At 44.9% G+C, this 20740-nt stretch carries 19 protein-coding genes and 1 pseudogene; 9 read left to right on the top strand and 11 right to left on the bottom strand.

The genetic code is table 11. The annotated features are described in order from the left end of the window. Positions 1-11 precede the first annotated feature (11 nt). The 3 genes from QUA83_RS08175 to QUA83_RS08165 all read left to right on the top strand — a co-directional run bounded on the left by QUA83_RS08175 (position 12) and on the right by QUA83_RS08165 (position 3284). Positions 12-863: an ABC transporter permease gene (locus QUA83_RS08175; protein ID WP_333292486.1), complete on the top strand. Its 852-nt coding sequence runs from the start codon at positions 12-14 to the stop codon at positions 861-863. Between the two features lie 51 nt (positions 864-914). Continuing rightward, positions 915-1976: a spermidine/putrescine ABC transporter substrate-binding protein gene (locus QUA83_RS08170; protein WP_333292485.1), complete on the top strand. Its 1062-nt coding sequence runs from the start codon at positions 915-917 to the stop codon at positions 1974-1976. A gap of 219 nt (positions 1977-2195) precedes the next feature. Beyond that, positions 2196-3284: an ABC transporter ATP-binding protein gene (locus tag QUA83_RS08165; protein WP_333292484.1), complete on the top strand. Its 1089-nt coding sequence runs from the start codon at positions 2196-2198 to the stop codon at positions 3282-3284. Between the two features lie 157 nt (positions 3285-3441). Here the strand turns inward: QUA83_RS08165 and QUA83_RS08160 are convergent, their stop codons facing one another. Continuing rightward, a complete protein-coding gene (locus QUA83_RS08160; protein ID WP_333292483.1) occupies positions 3442-5529 on the bottom strand; it encodes a thioredoxin domain-containing protein in 2088 nt (695 codons plus the stop codon). Positions 5530-5656: 127 nt separating this feature from the next. On the opposite strand from QUA83_RS08160, the gene QUA83_RS08155 reads away from it, so the two are divergent. Then, a complete protein-coding gene (locus QUA83_RS08155) occupies positions 5657-7231 on the top strand; it encodes an outer membrane protein assembly factor BamB family protein (protein WP_333292482.1) in 1575 nt (524 codons plus the stop codon). A 247-nt stretch (positions 7232-7478) separates the two neighbouring features. Beyond that, entirely contained in the window at positions 7479-7676 is a 198-nt protein-coding gene (locus QUA83_RS08150) for a hypothetical protein (RefSeq protein WP_333292481.1), read from the top strand. A gap of 8 nt (positions 7677-7684) precedes the next feature. Here the strand turns inward: QUA83_RS08150 and QUA83_RS30545 are convergent. Then, a pseudogene (locus QUA83_RS30545) lies at positions 7685-7858 on the bottom strand (DUF255 domain-containing protein); the annotation flags it as partial. A 1125-nt stretch (positions 7859-8983) separates the two neighbouring features. On the opposite strand from QUA83_RS30545, the gene QUA83_RS08145 reads away from it, so the two are divergent. The 4 genes from QUA83_RS08145 to QUA83_RS08130 all read left to right on the top strand — a co-directional run bounded on the left by QUA83_RS08145 (position 8984) and on the right by QUA83_RS08130 (position 13655). Then, a complete protein-coding gene (locus tag QUA83_RS08145) occupies positions 8984-9649 on the top strand; it encodes a PEP-CTERM sorting domain-containing protein (RefSeq protein WP_333292480.1) in 666 nt (221 codons plus the stop codon). Positions 9650-10471: 822 nt separating this feature from the next. Beyond that, positions 10472-11137: a PEP-CTERM sorting domain-containing protein gene (locus QUA83_RS08140; RefSeq protein ID WP_333292479.1), complete on the top strand. Its 666-nt coding sequence runs from the start codon at positions 10472-10474 to the stop codon at positions 11135-11137. A 1014-nt stretch (positions 11138-12151) separates the two neighbouring features. Then, positions 12152-12988, top strand: a complete 837-nt coding sequence (gene crtA / locus QUA83_RS08135; protein WP_333292478.1) for a cyanoexosortase A — start codon at positions 12152-12154, stop codon at positions 12986-12988. Between the two features lie 169 nt (positions 12989-13157). Then, the gene (locus tag QUA83_RS08130; protein WP_333292477.1) at positions 13158-13655 is read left to right on the top strand and encodes a 2TM domain-containing protein; all 498 of its coding nucleotides are present in this window, start codon (positions 13158-13160) and stop codon (positions 13653-13655) included. Between the two features lie 364 nt (positions 13656-14019). Here the strand turns inward: QUA83_RS08130 and QUA83_RS08125 are convergent, their stop codons facing one another. The 9 genes from QUA83_RS08125 to QUA83_RS08085 form a co-directional block, all read right to left on the bottom strand. Continuing rightward, a complete protein-coding gene (locus QUA83_RS08125; protein ID WP_333292514.1) occupies positions 14020-15039 on the bottom strand; it encodes a CHAD domain-containing protein in 1020 nt (339 codons plus the stop codon). Positions 15040-15474: 435 nt separating this feature from the next. Further along, positions 15475-15813: a cytochrome c6 PetJ gene (petJ, locus tag QUA83_RS08120; protein WP_333292476.1), complete on the bottom strand. Its 339-nt coding sequence runs from the start codon at positions 15811-15813 to the stop codon at positions 15475-15477. Positions 15814-15938: 125 nt separating this feature from the next. Next, positions 15939-16439 carry a photosystem II cytochrome PsbV2 gene (gene psbV2, locus QUA83_RS08115; protein WP_333292475.1) on the bottom strand — a complete coding sequence of 167 codons (501 nt, stop codon included), beginning with the start codon at positions 16437-16439 and terminating at the stop codon, positions 15939-15941. Positions 16440-16586: 147 nt separating this feature from the next. Further along, positions 16587-17075, bottom strand: a complete 489-nt coding sequence (gene psbV, locus QUA83_RS08110) for a photosystem II cytochrome c-550 (RefSeq protein ID WP_333035576.1) — start codon at positions 17073-17075, stop codon at positions 16587-16589. A gap of 145 nt (positions 17076-17220) precedes the next feature. Then, positions 17221-17412, bottom strand: a complete 192-nt coding sequence (locus QUA83_RS08105) for a hypothetical protein (RefSeq protein ID WP_006633443.1) — start codon at positions 17410-17412, stop codon at positions 17221-17223. Positions 17413-17792: 380 nt separating this feature from the next. Continuing rightward, positions 17793-18743 (bottom strand): acetyl-CoA carboxylase, carboxyltransferase subunit beta, encoded by a 951-nt coding sequence (accD, locus tag QUA83_RS08100; RefSeq protein WP_333292474.1) that lies wholly within the window; start codon positions 18741-18743, stop codon positions 17793-17795. Between the two features lie 202 nt (positions 18744-18945). Continuing rightward, positions 18946-19161 carry a hypothetical protein gene (locus tag QUA83_RS08095; protein ID WP_333292473.1) on the bottom strand — a complete coding sequence of 72 codons (216 nt, stop codon included), beginning with the start codon at positions 19159-19161 and terminating at the stop codon, positions 18946-18948. Between the two features lie 61 nt (positions 19162-19222). After that, complete coding sequence (locus tag QUA83_RS08090) at positions 19223-20053, bottom strand: prepilin peptidase (protein ID WP_333292472.1); 831 nt, start codon at positions 20051-20053, stop codon at positions 19223-19225. A 375-nt stretch (positions 20054-20428) separates the two neighbouring features. Continuing rightward, on the bottom strand, positions 20429-20689 hold the full coding sequence (locus QUA83_RS08085) for a hypothetical protein (RefSeq protein ID WP_333292471.1): 261 nt from the start codon (positions 20687-20689) through the stop codon (positions 20429-20431). Positions 20690-20740 lie beyond the last annotated feature (51 nt).

Raw genomic sequence — 20740 nt, 5'->3', positions numbered from 1 at the left:
ATTTTTGACTAATGACTAAACTAGATTTACTCGTGCGGGCGATCGGCAAAAAGTGGCTTTGGGTACAAGCTGTACTAGCATTAGCCTTTCTTTACTTGCCAATTCTCATCTTAATTATTTACTCCTTTAACGCCTCCAGATTCAATGCCGTTTGGCGCGGCTTTACCCTCGATTGGTATCGCAGTTTGTTTAGCAATGCAGGGGCGACGATTGCTACGAGTAGCAGCGCCGGAATCTGGACAGCACTCAACAACAGCTTGCTAATTGCAGCTATTTCGACGGTGTTAGCGACAATTTTTGGTACAATGCTCGCCCTAGCACTCGAACGCTTTCATTTCCCAGGGCGCAAATCTGTAGAAGCTTTACTGTTTTTGCCGATTATCATGCCCGAAATTACGATCGGCATTTCGCTGCTAGTTTTCTTTACCCTAGTATTTCGGATCGTAGAAAATCTCACGGGAATTCGCCTGAATCTCGGCTTACCTACCGTAATTATAGGTCATGTTGTCTTTAATATTTCCTTTGTGACTATTACTGTCAGGGCGCGTTTGGCGGAACTCGATCCTCAATTAGAACAAGCAGCTTTTGACTTAGGCGCTAACGAATGGCGGGCTTTTTGGCGCATCACTCTCCCTCTGATTTGGCCTGCTATTTTCAGCGCGGCACTGCTGGCTTTTACTCTGTCGCTGGACGATTTTGTCGTGACATTTTTTACCACGGGCGTCGGTTCCATGACGCTACCATTATTTGTTTATGGCATGATAAAGTTCTCAGTGACGCCAGCGATTAATGCCATTTCAACTTTGATGTTGTTGGCTTCTTTGTTGCTGGTTGTATCATCGTTAAAAGTTCAGAAAACTTAAAAAAATTGCTTTCTGTGTCATAATTATTTTTGTCTGCAACTAACAAAACCTATGAAACGCCTGCTGACTTTCCTACTTTTGTTCGTGATGAGTGCAACGGTGGCTTTCGGCTGTAGCCCCACAGGTGGCAACCAACAGCAAGTGCTCAGCATTTACAATTATGCAAGTTATATCGCCCCAGAAACGATCGCCCAATTCGAGAAAGAGAACAATGTTAAGATTCAATACGACACTTTCGAGAACAGCGACGCACTCTATGCCAAACTCAAACAGGGAAACCCCGGTTACGACTTAATATTTCCCGCCGATTACATGGTGAAAATCATGATCGCAGAAAATATAATTGAGCCGCTGAATTTAAACAATATTCCCAACCAAAAGAACCTAGAACCTAAGTTTATCAATCAAGCTTTTGATCCGGGAAATAAATATTCGCTGCCCTACCAGTGGGGAACCATGGGAATTGGCTACAACGTGAAAACAATCCAGGGAGAAATTAACAGTTGGGGGGTGATGTTCGACCCAAAATATACCGGAAAAGTCGCGTGGCAAGACGATGCCAGATACACATTAGCAGGAGTTTTAATGTATTTAGGATTTGACCCAAATACAACCAATCCCGAAGAGATTAACAAAGCCCGCGATTTGCTGATTAAAAGTAAAAATATCATTGCAGCTTTTGTCCCCGACACCGGGCAAAATATGCTAGATCAAGGAGAAGTAAATTTGGCAATGGAATGGAGTGGTGATATTTTCCAAGTGATGACAGAAAATCCTAATCTCCGTTACGCTATTCCCAAAGAAGGAACAATCATTTTTTCTGACAACATGGCTATTCCCAAAGGTGCGCCCCAGAAAGAGTTAGCGGAGAAATTTATTAACTTTATTTTGCAGCCAGAAGTCGGCGCTCAAATTTCCAATTTTACCCACTTCGGCTCGCCGAACAAAGCAGCAATCGATCAAGGTTTAATTGACCCGAAAGATTTGAATAATCCTCAAATTTACCCGTCGGCTGAGGTGTTTGGCAAAATGAAACTATTGCAGGATGTCGGGACAGCAACCGCATTGTACGATCGAGCTTGGACGGAAGTTAAAGCAGGGGCCGGAAAGTAGATATAAAACAGGTTTCTGCCTGGGCTGGTTCACTTAAATTTTTAGTTTGCATTGGAGTTGCACCATCGTCAAGAACGGGCAAGATGCCCGTTCCACAAAACTTAATTTTCTTGTGGAACGGGCATCTTGCCCGTTCCTAAACAAATAATTGAGAATAGTGCAAGATATCAGTTTAACCGGACTCGAACTCAGATTTTTATACTCACACATACTAACACAATGCACTCTGTCGAAGTTTTAGAAGTTTCCAAAATATTTAAAAGTGCCCGCAGTAAAGATTTCTTAGCTGTAGATAACATCAACCTGCAAATTTACGATCGAGAATTCTTTTCTTTACTCGGCCCTTCTGGCTGTGGCAAAACTACAACTTTGCGAATGATCGCTGGTTTTGAAATTCCCACCGCCGGCGAAATTTACATTCACGGCCAACCGATGCAAAATCGCCCGCCATTTCACCGGCCAGTAAATACGGTATTTCAAAACTATGCTTTATTTCCGCACATGACAGTAGCACAAAATGTCGCTTTTGGGTTGGAAATGGAGAATATGCCTCAGAAAACAATTGGCGATCGCGTTGCTGAAGCCTTAGCATTAGTACAGTTAACCGAGGTAGGAAAACGCTATCCCCGCCAACTGTCAGGGGGACAGCAGCAGCGAGTAGCACTAGCAAGAGCATTAGTCAAACAGCCGTCTGTTTTGCTGTTGGATGAACCTTTAGGAGCGCTGGATTTAAAATTGCGTAAAGAGATGCAATTAGAATTAAAAAAAATGCAGCGAAAATTGGGAATTACGTTTATTTATGTAACTCACGATCAGGAAGAAGCACTAACGATGTCGGACAGAATTGCAGTGATGGATGGAGGAAAACTGCAACAAGTCGGCACGCCTGTTGATATTTATGAATATCCTAAAACGCGGTTTGTTGCTGATTTTATTGGCGACAGTAATTTTTTAAGTGGTCGAGTAGTAGAAAAGCAAGACGGTAAAATAATCGTGTTGGTTGACCAGCAGTTGCCCGTGTTAGTTGCGACAGCAGAAGATATGCCCGCTGGGAAAGTTGTAACGCTGGTGTTGCGGCCAGAAAAAGCTGCTATTTATCCGGCTAATTATGACGATGAAAATAGCTGGCCGGGAATAGTAGAAGAGGCTATTTATATTGGCACTGATACGCGCTATACGGTACGGTTGACTGCTAAAAGTTCGATCGCCCTTCGCCGACAAAACTTGCACAGAGATGACTTGCAGCGACACCAAGTCGGCGACAGCGTTCGAGTTGCCGTGCCGCCGGAAAGTATTTGCATTTGTTGACAATGGAAAACTTAGTTGAGATTTTAGAAGATTGAGGAGCCGATTGAAGATGCACTTCCTTCCCGGTAGAAGATAATCTACTTCTTCCTTCTGCTTCCTCCTTCTTCCTTCGCGTCCTTGGTGTCTTCGCGGTTCAATAATATAGACCGTATTGGTGCTAAACTCGCGTTTGACTTTGCACAATTTCCTCCAACAGTCGCTCTTGACTTTTCGCAGGTTCCTTGCAAGTCAAACACTCGCAAACTAACCCGATAACCCCTTCAGGCAAATCAGTCTCAATCTGACAGACAGCAGTCGGATAATACTGCGAAATCAACCCCGAAATCTGGTCGGGAGTCGTGCGAATCAGGGTAGAATGCTGATACCAGTCGATCGCCGAAAGTAGACTCGGACAAGCTTGCGGAGCATCTTGTACAATACTGCTGAAAGCTTGCAAACCTTGCTCCGCGCGATCGAGATATTCTAAATTCGGGCCCAACAGCGCCAGACGAACCAAAGAGGCGATCGCAATTCCATTCGCCGCCGGAGTTGCATTGTCTATATAGCTGCGTTCCCGCACCAACAAATCTCCGCTAGCATCCTTAGCAGTATTGTAATATCCTCCCAATTCCACGCTCCACAAAAACTCATCAAACTCTTCTTGCACCTGCACAGCTTTCTCCAACCAAAACAGAGAATTCGGCAACTGTTTTGCCTCTTCCCCATTGCCTAAAGTCAAACTTGCTTGGTGCAAATCCAACAATGCTTTCACAAACAAAGCATAATCTTCCGACTGCGCGGTAACAGCAGATTGTCCGTCATAATTCAACCGCTGAAACCGCCCATCCCTCCACTGATTTTCTAAAATAAACTTAGCCGCTTTCACAGCTAATTCCAGATATTCCCAATTCCCAAAAACAGCCGCAGCGCGGGCTAAACCCGAAATCATTAAGCTATTCCAAGCAGCAATCATTTTCGTGTCAGTAACGGCGGGAATTCTACCCGGCCAACTGTCGTTTTTAGCTTCTTGATTGTTGCGCGCTGGCGGAAAGGTTTTTACAGTATCGGGCTTGGCACCGTAACGCACAGCAAAAAGTTTAGCCAAAGCCGTTTCTACCGTGTCGCTCACTTTTCCCTGATGGCGGCGCTGCAATACATTCTTGCCTTCAAAATTGCCGCTGCGACTAACAGTAAACTGTGCTTTAATTTCCGCCAATTCCTCAGCAGTTAATAGTGCTTCGAGTTCGGCATAAGTCCAGACATAAAATGCTCCTTCTTCCGGTTCAACTTCTTCAGAAGTGTTAAAGCTGTCCGCATCCTGTGCAGCATAAAAATAGCCTGTTGGCGCAATCATTTCTCGCTTCAACCATTCTACTGTCCCCGCGATCGCACTTTCAAAAGCGGGTTCTTGTATTCCCGCGCTCCACAAATTTGCTAAATACTCAACAATTTGACCGTTGTCGTAGAGCATTTTTTCAAAGTGAGGCACAGTCCAAGTCGCATCAACCGTATAGCGGTGAAATCCGCCTCCTACGTGGTCGTAAATGCCGCCCAATGCTAAGTCTAATCCGCGCTGAGTGCAGACTTGTGTGCTGTCGTATTTTGACTCAAAATTAAATCGCGTTCCCCGCAGTGCTAGATCAGCATAAGGTATCATCGGAAAACTGGGGCCGGGGTTGCTGCCCGCAATAATTCCGGTGTTGAGTTCTAAGCCTTTTTGGAAGAGTTCGCGATTTAATTCGGCGGTTACTCCTGACAGCGCTGCCGTCTGTTGGAGATTGCCTAAAATCTCTGCTTTGAAGGCTTCTACTTTGCCTTTTTCTGTGTCGTAAAAGCGGCGAATTGCTTGCAAAACTTCTAAAAATCCCGGCCGTCCGTAGCGCGGTTCTACGGGGAAATAAGTGCCTCCGTAGAAGGGAACTCGCTCGTCTGGAGTGAGAAAAACGTTGAGCGGCCAACCGCCTTGACCGGTCATCATTTGCAAGGTTTGCATATAAATGCTGTCAATATCCGGGCGTTCTTCGCGATCGACTTTTATCGGTATAAAATGCGAATTCATGTATTGGGCGATCGCGCGATCGGAAAATGCTTCCCCTTCCATCACCGTACACCAGTGGCAGCTAGAGTAGCCAATTGACAGGAAAATCGGTTTATTTTCGCTTCGGGCCGTTTCTAGGGCTTCGTCGCACCAGGGCCACCAGTCGATCGGATTTTCGGCGTGTTTCCGCAGGTAAAGGCTTTGGGATTGAGCAAGACGGTTGACCATAATCAAATCCACTTTAACTCGTGCTGAGTAAGCTTGTCAGTTCTATAGCAGTTTAGCGCGAGATGTTTTAGTTGAGTTGTTGTTGATAATTATGTTTTAATATTAAGGCTGATTATCTCGATCTAGTATGAGCTTATCATCTCGGAGAACCTTCAATCAACAGCTAGGACAATTTTTGCTGAGTGCTGCTGTTCCTCCTGCTGTTATCAGACTGATCCAAACTGAATCCTCGGAGCAAGCTTTATTAGAAACTAATCTTAACAATCTTCTCGCTAAAGCAGACCCAGAAATAGAATTATTAGTCCCGACCTTTTTAGGTAACGACAAGCGTCGGTTCTACGGCAGAGGTGTTCCGAAAAGTTTGAAGTTAATCGACAAATTTCAACTCGGCAGTGGCCGGACTTTTCTGGGAAAGCGGTCTGTAGTTTGGAGCGGTGCCGGTTGGACAGGACAGCCGACAATTACCAGAGACGGGGGAAAAACTTATTTAATTATAGGTGCTTATGACCACAATTTGCGAAAAATAGATATTGCCACCAATAAAGAAGTTTGGCGCTATAAGTTTGATGATGTAATCAAAGGTTCATCAACAATTTATATCGATCAAAAAGCTAGCGCCGAAAACAAAATTGTAATTTTGCAAGGCAGCCGCAGTGGTGGCGGTGGCAAAAGTGTCGTGCCAAGTTTTAGGGCAATATCTTTTAGAACTGGCAAGGAACTTTGGAAATTAGACATCAGGAAAACGCCCAGCTACAGCCGGGATAATGACAGCAGCGCTTTGGACATCGGCGGTGGCGTTTTGTTCAATGCGGGGGAAAATGCGATCGGCTATTTTCTCGATAGTTCCACAAGCAGTGCCAAGCTCAAACAAGGAATTAAACAGCCAGATATCTTGTCAGAAGTACAGCTTTATGCAGCAGCAGATATCAGCAAGCACCGTGGCAACTTGGTAGCGGAGTCATCGCCATCACGGCTCAAAGATAGAATATTTATAGCTGCTGGTTCCGGTCATATTTACGGTATTAGCATTGAAACTAAAAAGATAGTTTGGGATTTCTATACTGGTTCAGATTTGGATGGAAGTGCTGTAATTTCTAAATCAGGGAAACTGTTTTGTGCGATTGAAAAACAATACATTCAGGGCAACGGCGGAGTGCTGAAGCTGAATCCGAATAAAGAACCGAATGCCAGTGTTGAATGGTTTTTGCCTACCGGAAATCGCCGACTGTCTAGCTGGGAAGGCGGGATAATTGGCTCGGTGGCGTTGAACGACGAGTACAATTCAGGGGAGTTTCCGGCGCTGTTTGCCACAAATGCGCTCGACGGCAATTTGTACATCGGTTCCCAAGATATGATTACAGGTAAAAAAACTTTTGTGCCTTGGCGAAACCAGTCTTACGATACTCCGATAATAGTATTTAAAAAAGCGATTGGTTCTTCAATTTCAACTCCGATTTTTACCGATGGCAATAAACTGATCAGTGCGGGATACAACGGTGTTTATTTGTTCAATTTGAATTGGGAACGAGCGAAGTCGGGAGATCAGAATGCTTTGAGAAATGCTAAAGGGGAGTTTTACCGTTTGAAAGTAATAGAATCGGGGAGATTTAAGCCGGGTTTGTCATTTGAGGCGACGCCTGTAGTTTGGGACGGAATTGTGAGGATTTGCGGGAGGGATGGCTGGATGTATACTTTGGGTTAGTTATTGGTATTTTGTACCTCTATCGGGCACAGGCAAGATGCCTGTTCCACAATAAGTAGACTCTTTTGTGGAACAGACATCTTGCCTGTTCTTAAAAGGGTGTTGAAATCCGCAAATGCCACTACCTGCCGTTTAACTGCGCTTATATCTTTCATATAAAGGATGTCAGGAATTATCGGAAACCTGTTATGGCAATCCTGGCATAATTTGTGAATTTCTTACTCCCTCCCCGCGAGTTTGGGAAGGGTTGGGGTGGGGTAAAAAATTTACGACTCCTGCAAAAATTGATATAGCAGCAGTGCACGGGCTTGATTGGTGGCTGTTGATTTTACGAAGGTGGGGCTTGGGATTGTCGCTGAATGCTGGGAATGTCGATCGAACTGAAGGGGAAAAGTACGAACAAGCATTTGGGCGGTGGCGGTTGAAGAAACAGGTGGGACAGTGAAAAGCGCTTTTTATCGATATAAAGTGCGAATTCAGGTATTGGACGATCGCCCGATCGCAAAATGCTGCACCTTCCATCACCCTACACCAGTGGCAGCTACAGTAACTAATTGACAGAAAAATCGGTTTATTTTCCCTCCGGGCCCTCTCTCAGGCTTCGTTGCACCAGGCCCACCAGTCGATCGAATTTTCGGCGTTTTTCCGCTTTTGCTGGGTAAGCTTGTCATATTATGTCTGGTCGATTACCCCTAATAAGGTAGGGGCGGGTTCACCAACAATACCAGCCAATAATTGACAATCTCAAAAACCCGCCCCTTGTATCTTAAAAGAGTCAGACGGTAGACGCAGGGCTGTTTCATTCTCTTGTAGGGGCAATCCCCCCGTGGTTGCCCCAATCCCGTGGTTGCCCCAATCCCGTGGCTGCCCCAATCCCACCAAAGGCCTAACAAATTCTGGATTGGTCGGCATTCTTGGCACGAACCCTACAAAAAGCTGGTTTTCCGTAGGGGCAATCCCCCCGTGGTTGCCCCGAAACAGCCCTGACGGTAGAGGTGTTCCGAAAACTATGTCCCAGAAAGTCGAGTCGTCCCTTTAGTCTGCCAAAGTTCCGGCGTCACAGATAATAACGAGCACCGAAACCATTGGTCTCTAAACAGAGATGTTGCACCATGATCAACAAGCCTGTTTTGGGCGGCATCTCCTGCCCACCCCCTACTCCCCACAAGAAAACTCATTCTTTGTGGAACGGGCCCCAAAGCCGGTTCTTGGTAATGGTGCAATATATAAGTCTAAATTGCGCTGGTTGCCGAATCCGAAAGGGAGAATCGACGCACCGAATATGATCCAAGATCTTGTCCTGAGTTATAGCCCAAATTCCGCAGTTTCCACTGTCACCATCGGTTTTTACTTGTTTTTACCCAGCAATCAAGCTCTCACTTAAACTTTTCTACCGTACATTCACGGATAAAAAACTTTTTAACGGCATACTTTAGAGCTTGAAAAGAGTTTAATCAGTAATTATGCTGTGTGACACCCCAGTTTAGGGAGCTGAGTTATAACTTTTTAAAAGAGAGAGAAGTCCGGACTAAAATCCGGATGGCAGCACCCCTATTTTTTGATGCACGCCATAGGAAATAGCTAGCTAGAAGCCATCAACTTAGGCATTTTGCCTAAATCCCATCAGCTTATTCCCAATCTTCATCGAATCTTTATCAAACCTACTTGCATTAACCTGTGCTTTGCTTTAGATTGAATATGTGAAGGAAAAAAACCCGCTTCCAGTTAACTTAAAAAATAAAGGTGTCAACCATGAAATTCCAATTAAACTTAGTCAAATCTATTTTAGCTGTTGCCGGTGTCGCCGCTGTTAGTGCAGTCTCCGCAGCACCTGCCTCTGCCTTCAGCTTTGGTAATATCACTGGTGGCGATACGCCTGGAGATGCCTATGTAAATAGCTTTTCATTTGACGTAATTGACGAAGGTTCCTCAGTTCTTTTTAACATCTTCAACTCGGGAAATGCCGCCGCCCCTAGTATGTTTATCGGTAAAGTTCTGTTTGATGATAATGGCTATCTGTCTAATGCCGTGGCTAACATTAATAACATTGGTGATGTAGCCTTTACTGGTGGTGCTAGTAGCGATCAATTGCCTCAAGGTGGTACTGGCTTCACCACAGACTATGCCTTCACAAGGGATAATGGTGGTGGTAATAAATGGGCTGTCCAAGGTAGCGAAAGTTTGGGAGTGAGGTTTACTGGAAATTATGCTGACGTAGTTTCCGCTTTGAATACTGGTGCCTTAAAATTAGGTTTGCACGTTCAAGCCTTACCCAATGGTGCAAGCGATTCTTACATCAGCAGCACTAGCAACACTGAAGCTACTCCTGAACCTTTAACAATGCTTGCTGCTGGAGCCGCTGTTGGGTTTGGTACTATGTTCAAAAAGCAACGCGCTCAGGCTCAAAAAGCTGAATAGGCGATCGTTTGAACTCATTTTCGATTCTGGCTTGATGCCACACTGATTATTTTATGTTCGAGCTAAAAACCTGGTTTCTTGGTGAAACCAGGTTTTTTAGTATCTGATAGCGTGCCACCGTGAACACCCCTGACTTGGAAGCCTATCTCCAACACCTTTGCAGCGCTACGGTTGTTATTAAAATCTATAATTGAGTCCTGGGAATCAAGTGTATCAACTAGGCATGGAAACCTCTTAGAGGGTGAGCAATCTCCGCAACGGACTGAGCCGAATTGATGCGGCACAGTTAAAGGGCCAATCATCGCTAGAGGGGTGGCGTAGCGAAGTGGCTAGTATTGAAAAGTGCGAACGAATTAAAAACCTAATTTTTCACTTAAAAAGAGTAGAGTTCTTGCAAAAATAAAAAGCACCCACCCCAACCCTGCCCTTAAATCTGGGGAGGGGCAAGATTATTCTTGTTCCCCCCTCTGAATAAGGGGGGACTTGGGGGGGTGAATTTGACTTTTGCAAGAACTCTAGTTTAATCAGTAGTTATGCTGTGTTGCACCCCAGTTTAGGGATCTGGGTTATAGCTTTTTAAAAGAGAGAGAAGTCCGGACTAAAATCCGGATGGCAGCACCCCTATTTTTTGATGCACGCCATAGGAAATAGCTAGCTAGAAGCCATCAACTTAGGCATTTTGCCTAAATCCCATCAGCTTATTCCCAATCTTCATCGAATCTTTATCAAACCTACTTGCATTAACCTGTGCTTTGCTTTAGATTGAATATGTGAAGGAAAAAAACCCGCTTCCAGTTAACTTAAAAAATAAAGGTGTCAACCATGAAATTCCAATTAAACTTAGTCAAATCTATTTTAGCTGTTGCCGGTGTCGCCGCTGTTAGTGCAGTCTCCGCAGCACCTGCCTCTGCCTTCAGCTTTGGTAATATCACTGGTGGCGATACGCCTGGAGATGCCTATGTAAATAGCTTTTCATTTGACGTAATTGACGAAGGTTCCTCAGTTCTTTTTAACATCTTCAACTCGGGAAATGCCGCCGCCCCTAGTATGTTTATCGGTAAAGTTCTGTTTGATGATAATGGCTATCTGTCTAATGCCGTGGCTAACATTAATAACATTGGTGATGTAGCCTTTACTGGTGGTGCTAGTAGCGATCAATTGCCTCAAGGTGGTACTGGCTTCACCACAGACTATGCCTTCACAAGGGATAATGGTGGTGGTAATAAATGGGCTGTCCAAGGTAGCGAAAGTTTGGGAGTGAGGTTTACTGGAAATTATGCTGACGTAGTTTCCGCTTTGAATACTGGTGCCTTAAAATTAGGTTTGCACGTTCAAGCCTTACCCAATGGTGCAAGCGATTCTTACATCAGCAGCACTAGCAACACTGAAGCTACTCCTGAACCTTTAACAATGCTTGCTGCTGGAGCCGCTGTTGGGTTTGGTACTATGTTCAAAAAGCAACGCGCTCAGGCTCAAAAATCTGAATAGGCGATCGTTTGAACTCATTTTCGATTCTGGCTTGATGCCACACTGATTATTTTATGTCCGAGCTAAAAACCTGGTTTCTTGGTGAAACCAGGTTTTTAGTATCTGATAGCGTGCCACCGTGAACACCCCCGACTTGGAAGCCGAGATCAAGGGAGCATCTCATATTTGTAAAAACACTTCTTCGGGCTCCTTCCTTCTTTCTCCTGGCTCCAATTTCTAGCTGGGCTGCTTTCATTGAGATGCTCCCTATCTCAGTCAAATCCCCCTAGACAGCGCATTTAAGAACTACCGTAAGGCTGTTTGTGAAGTATTTCCCTATAGCAATCCTTGCAGGAGTCGTAAATTTTTTACCCCACCCCAACCCACCCCGAACCCGCTCTGAGGAAGAAATTCACAAATGATTTAGGATTGCTATAAAGACACTGAGATTCTTTAAAAGGAGATAATCACCATTGATCATTGCTCGAACTCTAACTCGCTCAGCCGTATTTACTCGAACCTCAGTGTCACACCGTGCAGAGTGCCAATTACGTCTACTCTCAACAAATGCAAGCATCATTGAGGCTACTTATTTTTAATTTTTGTTGATTCACTCGCTTTTTAGTATTTGCTTACAGGGGCCAAGTAAGCAAGCGCTAGGCATCGAACCAATCATTTCGAGTAGTAGTCTTTTCAATAGGTGTCCTAATGCTGAGCGATGCGTTGCCTCTGAGTCTCACCATTCATCAAATTCCAGAGTGTTTCCTAACCTCATCTCAAAGATTTACGGCGCTTAACATCCTCCGAGTCCTTTGGGTAGGAGGGGTTCAAGCTACTGAGTTGTCCACCTCCCCTACTATTTTTATGATATGATCTAACAATAGTCTGGACTGTTTTTAGTTTGTAGTCTGAAACCCTCAATTTTCCGTTGGTACTTCGATTACCGAATCGCCGGGAAACCCTTATTCTAGGGTTTGCAATCAATAACTGTCCGCAGTATGGCTCTCATCAATCAACTAATAACGAATATCTAAAATGTTCAAGAGAAAAATTTTTTGGCTCATCATTATCGCCACAGCTTTAGTAACTCTGAATATGACACTCCTGTGGAAACTGGACGATGTGGCTCATTTTTGGATGAGTATAGTTTTTTGGTTCGCTGTGGGTTCCCTGCTTTGGGACAACCAGGATATTCTCAAAAAGAGTGAGATAAAAAGTGACCTATTATCGACAATAGCAGGGACGCTATTAATAGCTTTTATTCTATTTCAAAGTGCTGTGGTTTCCAGTAAATTCGATCCTTTTTTAAGACTTGCACCTTTTTTGTCTGGTTTAGGTTTGAGCCTAATTGCGGTAGGTTTTCAGAACTTAAAACTATATTGGCGTGAATTGGTAATACTATTTTTTCATGGCACCCCCAGTGTCCTTACGTTACCTTTCGTGGATTTTGTTACCTCACTTACTGCTAAATTTGCTCATTATTCTTTGTGGTATGTCGGTTTTGATGTAACACGCGACGGTAATTATGTTGCTTTGCCAACAGGAAGGGTGTTGGTAAATGGGGGTTGTTCGGGTATAGAGGCAATGAATTACTTATTAGGTTTAGCTGTAATTTGTTTGTTGATGTTTCCAACTAAACAAAATAAGGCTTTGGTAATAGGTTTCGCGGTCATTTGTGGTTTTATTATTAATGTTTTGCGAGTGGCGGGAATGGCATTGTTAGTTGCATCTAATCGCCTAGATTTGTTTAAATATTGGCATGAGGGTGAAGGTTCTTTAGTGGTGGGAATGATTGCGGTGATTTTGTTTGGGATATTTTATCAATTTATGTTGAAACGAGATAGCAAACTTAGTCACAGTTCGGGAAATTAATTAGTTGCAATTTGGGGAAATATATCGGTTCTTCGATTTCCCCTCTCATAGTCAGGAGTCTCGCTCACTCAAATGTCCGGGTGTTGAAATCCGCCAATGTCACTACCTGTCGTTTAACTGCGTCTATATCTATCATAGAAAGGATGTCAGGAATTATAGGAAACCTCTTATGGCGACAAATGAAAGTCAAATAAATCACATTTACGGTTCAGAGGATGCTCAGGGTATTTTACAGCTTGCGATCGCGCGCCGACAGGATGAAGGCGAATTATCCAGAGTGCAGCTTTTCGAGATTGCAGCGGAATTGGGCATTTCCGAACAGGATATTGTAGCAGCGGAACAGCAATGGTTAGCAACTAGAGGAGAATTTCAAGAAAAGCTGGTTTTTAACTCTTACCGTCGTCGCAAATTGCAGAAAAATGTGACCAAGTACGCAATTATCAATACTTTTCTAGTTTTGTTTAATCTAGCAGGTTCGCACGAGCTTTCTTGGTCACTGTTCATTTTACTAACGTGGGGATTAGGATTGTCGCTGAATGCTTGGAATGTTTATCAAACTGAAGGGGAAGATTACGAAAAAGCGTTTCAGCGGTGGCGGTTGAAGAAACAAGTCGGAGAGTCTATTGGTACTGCGACGAATAAGTTTATGAAGTGGTTGCAGTCGTGAGTTGCTATGGTAAAAAACGCGATCGCCCTTTCTTTTACTTCACGCTGCTGAAGTAATTCTGATTTTAACTCGTTATATCAATTCCGGTTACACCGGAATGATTGTTGACTGTTGACTGTTGACGGGCGGGTCGAAAAACTGAATATTTGAGTGTTAACTGTTGACTCGATTTTATGATTCCGATGCAACCGGAAACGATATTACTGGAAAGAGGAATTGTTAAGGTGGTTTATTTAACCTATGCCCAAGAGCGATCGCCCTTTATTGAGTTACACAATGAAGGACACTGCAATGCCGTGTCCCTACAAATATCCCTCTTTTAGTCCCTCCCGGCAGTCGATCGCATTCTCTGGGCCAGAAAAACCTAACTTTCCTGGGGCAACTTTCCATTAGCACCATCTTTAACCACAGGATGAATTAAAGCAGATCGCAAACCTTGCCGAATTTCCGAATTCAAATACCTGCGTTGCAAAACCTGCCATTTTTGCCAAGCTGCATAGCGATTTTCGGCCAACACACCAGCCAACTTCGGCAACTCTTTTTTCAGATCGCGATCGACAAAATCTGTCAGAAACTCGCCTAAAACTTCACTGTCTTGAATATCGCCCAAACATTCCTGAATAGCTTTCACATCTTCGACATAAGCTTCGTAAGTCTCGCTGTAAAAATCCCCAAACAGATTCATCAAATAGCGAACCCGCTTCGCTTGCTTCCGCAAATCGTGCAGAATAGTTCCCTCGGCTGCTAACTTCTCTTCGACAGCCTCAGCATTTAAATCATCAACAACTTTAACTTTGCCATCTTCATATTCTGTACCCAACAGCCAAGCCGGATGCAGGAAAAACTCACTGACTTGAGGTAACAGTAAATCTGGCAAAACCTCAGCAATTGGCAAATGTTCGATCGCCTGAAACTTCGGTTTTTCCAGCCAATCCTCGATCGACTCCTTCAGCGATTCGTAGCTTTTGTGATCTAAAATCGCCCTCACCTCTTTCAAAGCCCGGTGGCGCTGTTTGAGCAAATTCGACAAAGCCTTATCCAAAACTTCCTGTTCGTCAGTCGGCAAATTCCGGTAATAGCGGTTTTGGAGACTTTCGAGCATCACATCCAAATCCCTGAGAGTTCCCAAAATCCGCCCCACCTTACCAATTTTACGTTCAGAAGCCTCTTTTGGCCAATCTAAAACCGGAGCAAAACCAGTCACAGCCGATCGCAAACGTCTCAATCCCACGCGCATTTGATGAAGTTCTTCCGCGTCTTTGTCTTTGATAACTTCAGCCTCGTGCGCTACACTTTTGCGGAAATATTTCTCAATCGCCCCAGATGCAGCGTCTCCGAGAGTTTTAACTTGAGTTTTAACTTTTGCTGATGTTTTTACGTTCATGGCAGGTGTAGATTCCAGATCCCCGATCGACTTTAATTTGGATTTCAAGGCTTTGCTAGTAAAGGGTTTACATCCTAGCACACCACCCCAATTTATGACTGGCTTCCATACATGAATCTTAATATTAGGTGCTTGACAGTTTATACAAAGTCAGCATTTAGCAATCTCAAATCTTTAAATTTTCAAATCTTCAATTCTTCAATTCTTCAATTCTTCAATCCAAAATCTAAAATCTAAAATCTAAAATCTAAAATAAAATGTCCCTCCCTCACCCTTGAGCTAATAAAAATTGGATTTCTGGCGCGCTTTCCCAAATAGGTTAAGATCGCTGCAAACCGATATTTATTCGCCAAAGGGTGAGAGAGGGTGCGATCGGGAGGACAAGTTTTAAATTAAATCAAACCCGCCCAGGCTGCCCGACTTCAAAGAGGCAGTTTAGCCTTTCCAGTCTTTCTCAGATTGCTCGAGCACGTAGGTTGCTACATCCTCGATTTGTTCGGGCTTCAACTTGGCACCGAAAGCAGGCATAGCATTTTTGCCCTTAGTTACCTGAGTGGTAATAGCTTCCAGAGAATTCATGCCGTACTTCTCAAGAGCTTCTTTTTTCAAGGTTTTCATGGCCATAACCACGTTGCCGCCACCGATGTGACAAGCAGCACAGTTGGAGCTAAAGATTTTAGCTCCTTTAACAGCATCACCTGCCAAAGCAGGGCGACCAAAGCCGACGGTAAAAATTGCGATCGCTAACAGGGCGATCGATAAGAGTCTTTTCAACGCAGTTCTCCTCTAATGGACACGCAAAGGGTGATTCTTTAGATATTTTACCTGTTAAAACAGGCGCGATCGCGCAGTCGTATCGCCTTCTTTCGAGTAATTTACCACTTTTTGGCAGTGGCAGTTCAACTCTCAAAATTCTCCACGCCCCAGCCCGGAGCTTTCTGAGCAGCCCGGATCACAAAAGCCGCTAAATTTTCAATCTCAGCCTGTGGCATCCAGCTTTCCGGCACTTGGCGGCACCAAAAAGTCTCCTCAGTACCGTCATAAGTCATCGGTTCTCTCAGATACGCCACCAGACTATTGATATTGTTGCGGGGAGGCGTTGCCCCCTTGAGGTCAGCCAAAGACAGAGATATCGTCGGATCTGGCAAATTAGCTCCTCCGACGTGACAATTGAGGCAATTTTGCTCGAACAATACCTTGCCCGCAGACAAATCCTGAGTCGAAAACAAGCGAGTATGTCCCTCAGAGTCCAACTCCAGAGCCACAGGTTCGCTGGCTTGTAAATACCTATTCACGTAAGAATCGGCAGCAGCCAAAACAGGTTGAGGAGCCAACAGCACGAGTGGCAAAATAATTAACATCCCCAACAGAAAGCAGACAAAAGCACCACGACGCAGCATGAGGGACTACAACCTTTTGCGATAATCAATGAGCAGCCGGTAAATTTTAGATTTCAGATTTTAGAGCGAAAAACGACCAGCCAGCAATTCTTGCCGAACTTCAGCCCTCTCCCAATCCAAAATCCAAAATCTAAAATCTAAAATCGATTAGCGAGCGCCTTTGCCACCAGCCCACTGCTTGGAGACAATTTTTGGCTGCAACAGAATGTGACCGGCAATCGCGTACAAATCGTCATCCGAGAGATTTCTCATCTCAGCGAAAATATCCGCACTCTTCATGCTCGGATGCAGTTCCGAAATTTCCTCAAACCCGTCATAAGTGGTGGGATTTTTCATAAAGTCCACCAGCGACTCAATATTATTCCGGGGCGGGTTGGCCAAAGCCAGAGTTTCCGGGCTCAAATTCACGTTCGGGTCAGTTTTTGTCATGCCCGCAGCGTGACATTGAGCGCAAGCCGAATTGAATAGGCGTTTGCCTTGCTGAACTTGTTTGAGGCTCAGCACCACTGGAGCACCCTTGTCATTCAAAGTCACAGTGCGAAGTTCAGGACTCAGTTCGACAGCCATCGCACTGCTGACAAATAACTGAAAGCTCAAGAATACAGCGGTCAGAGCAATGAAATATCTTTTAAGCATGGTTCTCCTTAAAAAAATCCGGCAAATTATTGAACGCTAAGAGATCATACCTGGCAAACAGATTTGTGTTCAAAATTCCCTGATTCTGCAACAACGGGCGAAAGTTTGTGCAGCCATACCTTTAAAGGTAGAGGAATTTTGCGATCTAATCTGCAAGAAGTTTTGAGTCGCGCCTTTTTTCGAGAGTGGACATAATTGCCTTAACATCCTCCAAAGCCAAACGGGTTTGAGGGTGCTTGTAGGCAATTTCCAACTCATCGCACAAGCGGATCACGTCTTCAACAGGGACGTTGAAGTCCTCTGCTATTTCTGCGATGGACAGGTCTGCAAAACCCATAATTTTTAGGTCGCTGACAGGTCAAAATTGAGTTGACGGCTATTAACTGAAAGCCGGACAATTGTAGAAAGCGCTGTTAGCTTGTTCTGTTAGTTTGTTCTGAGATTTTGTTCGATCGCAAGCTAACTAACCGCTAACTGCGACTAGGCATTTTTGCCCAGCCTAACTTCAGGGCCAATCAACTTCCGATCAATATCATCCCACTGCTGGGTCGTTATTACCAATAGGAGTTGGGCGGGCGGGGTTCAAAACCCAGTTTCTGCGTGAACGTCTCGTTACCCAACTCAAATATTTTTGGTAGAAGCCGGGTTTTGAGCAATTCCTCAGCAATTTCCTCTGTGCCCCCCACTCACCAACAGACAATCAGGCGGCGCAGCAGCTTAGGGAGAAAGTTTGAAAGCGTGAGTCTGCGGCGGCAAAGCGTGGTTGTCGCTGGCTTCGAGGGCGGGGAATTCCGAGTTGGCTAAGAAAGGCTGGGGCTGATGGAGGCTGATGAGCTGACCAAGAGTTTTCTTTAATTGAGTCCGGGGTACAATCAAGTCTACAAAACCGTGGGCGAAGGAGTATTCGGAAGTTTGATAATTTTCCGGCAGCTTTTCCCGCAGAGTTTGCTCGATTACCCGGCCGCCCGTAAAGGCCACAGTAGCTTTTGGCTCTGCAATTATAATGTCTCCCAGCATGGCAAAACTGGCGGTGACGCCGCCGGTGGTCGGGTGGGTCAAAATCGGGATGTAAAGCAGTCTCGCTTCCCGGTGGCGTTCCAGAGCCCCGGAAATCTTAGCCATTTGCATCAAGCTGAGCATTCCTTCTTGCATTCTTGCACCACCGGAAGCGCAGACAATGATCACGGACAAGCGTTCCCGCGTGGCGTGTTCGATGAGGCGAGTTAGCTTTTCTCCGACTACTGAGCCCATGCTGCCGCCGATGAACTGAAATTCCATGACTCCGAGGGCGACGGGCAAATTTTCTAGTTTGCCGATGCCTGTTTCTACGGCGTCTAGGTGGCCTGTTTTTTCTTGAAATTCTCGGAGTCGATCGCTATATTTTTTGCGATCGCGAAATTTCAGGGGATCTGTGGCGTGCAGTCCTTCGTTAAGGGGCACCCAGGTGTTGGGATCGATCAACTGCTCGATGCGATCGTCACTGTAAACTCTGATATGATGCCCGCATTCCAAGCAAACCATTTGATTTGCTCGCAGGTCTTTGGTATAACTGAGGGCACCGCAAGCTTCGCATTTATTCCAAAGTCCGTCCGCAATTTCTCGTTCCGGCCGTTCTTGGGAGTTCGGTACTGATTTTCGTCGATTTGCAAACCAATCAAATAGAGACATTAAAACTTGGTAATTGTTAACTGTTGACTGTTGACTGTTGACTGTTGTTATTTGTTATTTGTTATTTGTTATTTGTTATTTGTTATTTGTTATTTGTTATTTGTTATTTGTTAGCTGCTACCAATAACCAATAACCAATAACCAATAACCAATAACCCATAACCCATAACCCATAACAACTGACAATAAACAACAGACTTGACTACTGACTATTGTCCTCTTCAACTGGACTGATGAGGAGCGATGCTGTTTGCTGGTGTTCTGGAAGAACTTGCAGGGCTGTAGCACTTCCAGCACCCAAATAAGATGCTATGCCCAAGTCTACAATCCGGGCGGGGATTTCATGAGCAGCTAGGAGCTGCTGCATTAATTCCGCTTCCCAACGAAAGCTAGTAGTTGTAAGTGTAATCCAAGACACGGAACAATTTTACCAATTTTTGAGACAATATTATGTTCGATCGCGCCTGACTACGGGCACATCAGAAACTAAAATTCGGGAAAAACAACTGCAAGTAAGTAGATAAGATCGCTTCGCCCCACAGAGCAGTAATTGCTGTACCGAGAGCCAGAAACGGGCCGAAAGGCATGGGTTGACGCCGATCGAGCAAGCCGAGGGCGATCGCCCCACCACCAACAAAAGCCCCGGCGACACAGGCAATAAATCCCGCTAGCAGCAAGTATTTCCAGCCCAGCCAAGCTCCCATCAAGGCGGCTAATTTGGTATCTCCGGCGCCCATAGCATTCTGCCCCAGACCGATCGTCCCGGCGAGTCCGATCGCGTCAAACAGCCACAACCCGACAACTGCTCCGGCGATCCCATCGAGTACCAGATACTGTATCGAGTCGATCAAACTAAAAGTCGGCCACCAACCTTTCGCCATCTGGAAAACCAAGCCGAGTACCAAACCCGATCGAGTTAAAGAATTAGGCAAAGTCATTGTATCGCAATCAATCAAAGACAAAGCCAAGAGCCAGCTAAACAAAGCCCAAAAACCAAGAGTTTGCACTGTTACGCCAAACCGCCAAAAGATTAGCAAAAACAGCAAACCCGTAGCTGCTTCCACCAACGGATAGCGGGCAGAAATGCGACTGTGGCAGTGATTGCAGCGTCCCCGCAGCCACAGCCAACCGAACACGGGTATATTTTCGTAATTTCTGAGTTGATTTAAACATTTGGGACAGCGAGAAGGAGGGTGGATCACCGACAAACCCGCAGGCAACCGATAGACTACCACATTTAGAAAGCTGCCAATAGCGGAGCCTAAAATAAAGACGATCGCCATGACAAGGCAATTAAAGATTATTTCCATTAAGTTGACTGTTCACTGTTGACTGTTCACTGTTGACCGAAAGCATCCAGGATACAAGCCCCCGGATTCATCCGTCCAGAAATAAAAAACCTGTATCCGAGAAACTTGCCCCCCGAATTTATCCGTGGGGTCAATCTTCAATCTAAAATCTAAAATCTAAAATCGATTGACTGTGGTTATTTATTAATTGTTGATTGTGTCCGGTCAATTACCCATAAGGTTTGTAGTAGGGACTTTAGTCAAAAGTCAAATTCTTAGGACTAAAGTTCTCACTACCAACCTATTTTTTGATACTCGTTCGAGCCAACATAAATATTAGTTGTCAATGCCCCATGCCCCATGCCCCATGCCCCATGCCCCATGCCCATTTCCCAATTAATACATTTGAGATTCAATTTCCTCAAAAGTAACAAAACGTTCACCGGGCAATAAAATCGGCTGCGAAGCAAAAATTACCTGACCTCGATCGCTTCCTTGACTGACAACTACACCCGCCGGACGCTGCATCTGCTCGGAATGCACTTTCAGATACATACCATAGGCCGATCGAGCAGCTCGGATCAAATCGGGAGCTAGCAAGCTGTGACTTTCGGAAGTTTCTCTAGTGGGTTCTGGGTTTGGCTGGTATGGAGTCACTGGAAACTTATCATAATGGTATAAAGTCGAGCTATTGGTGTTGCCTCTACA

Origin of the sequence: Microcoleus sp. K1-B1 (assembly GCF_036704705.1) — a bacterium.
GTDB lineage: Bacteria > Cyanobacteriota > Cyanobacteriia > Cyanobacteriales > Microcoleaceae > Microcoleus.
This window is presented reverse-complemented; position numbering and strand designations above follow the sequence as displayed.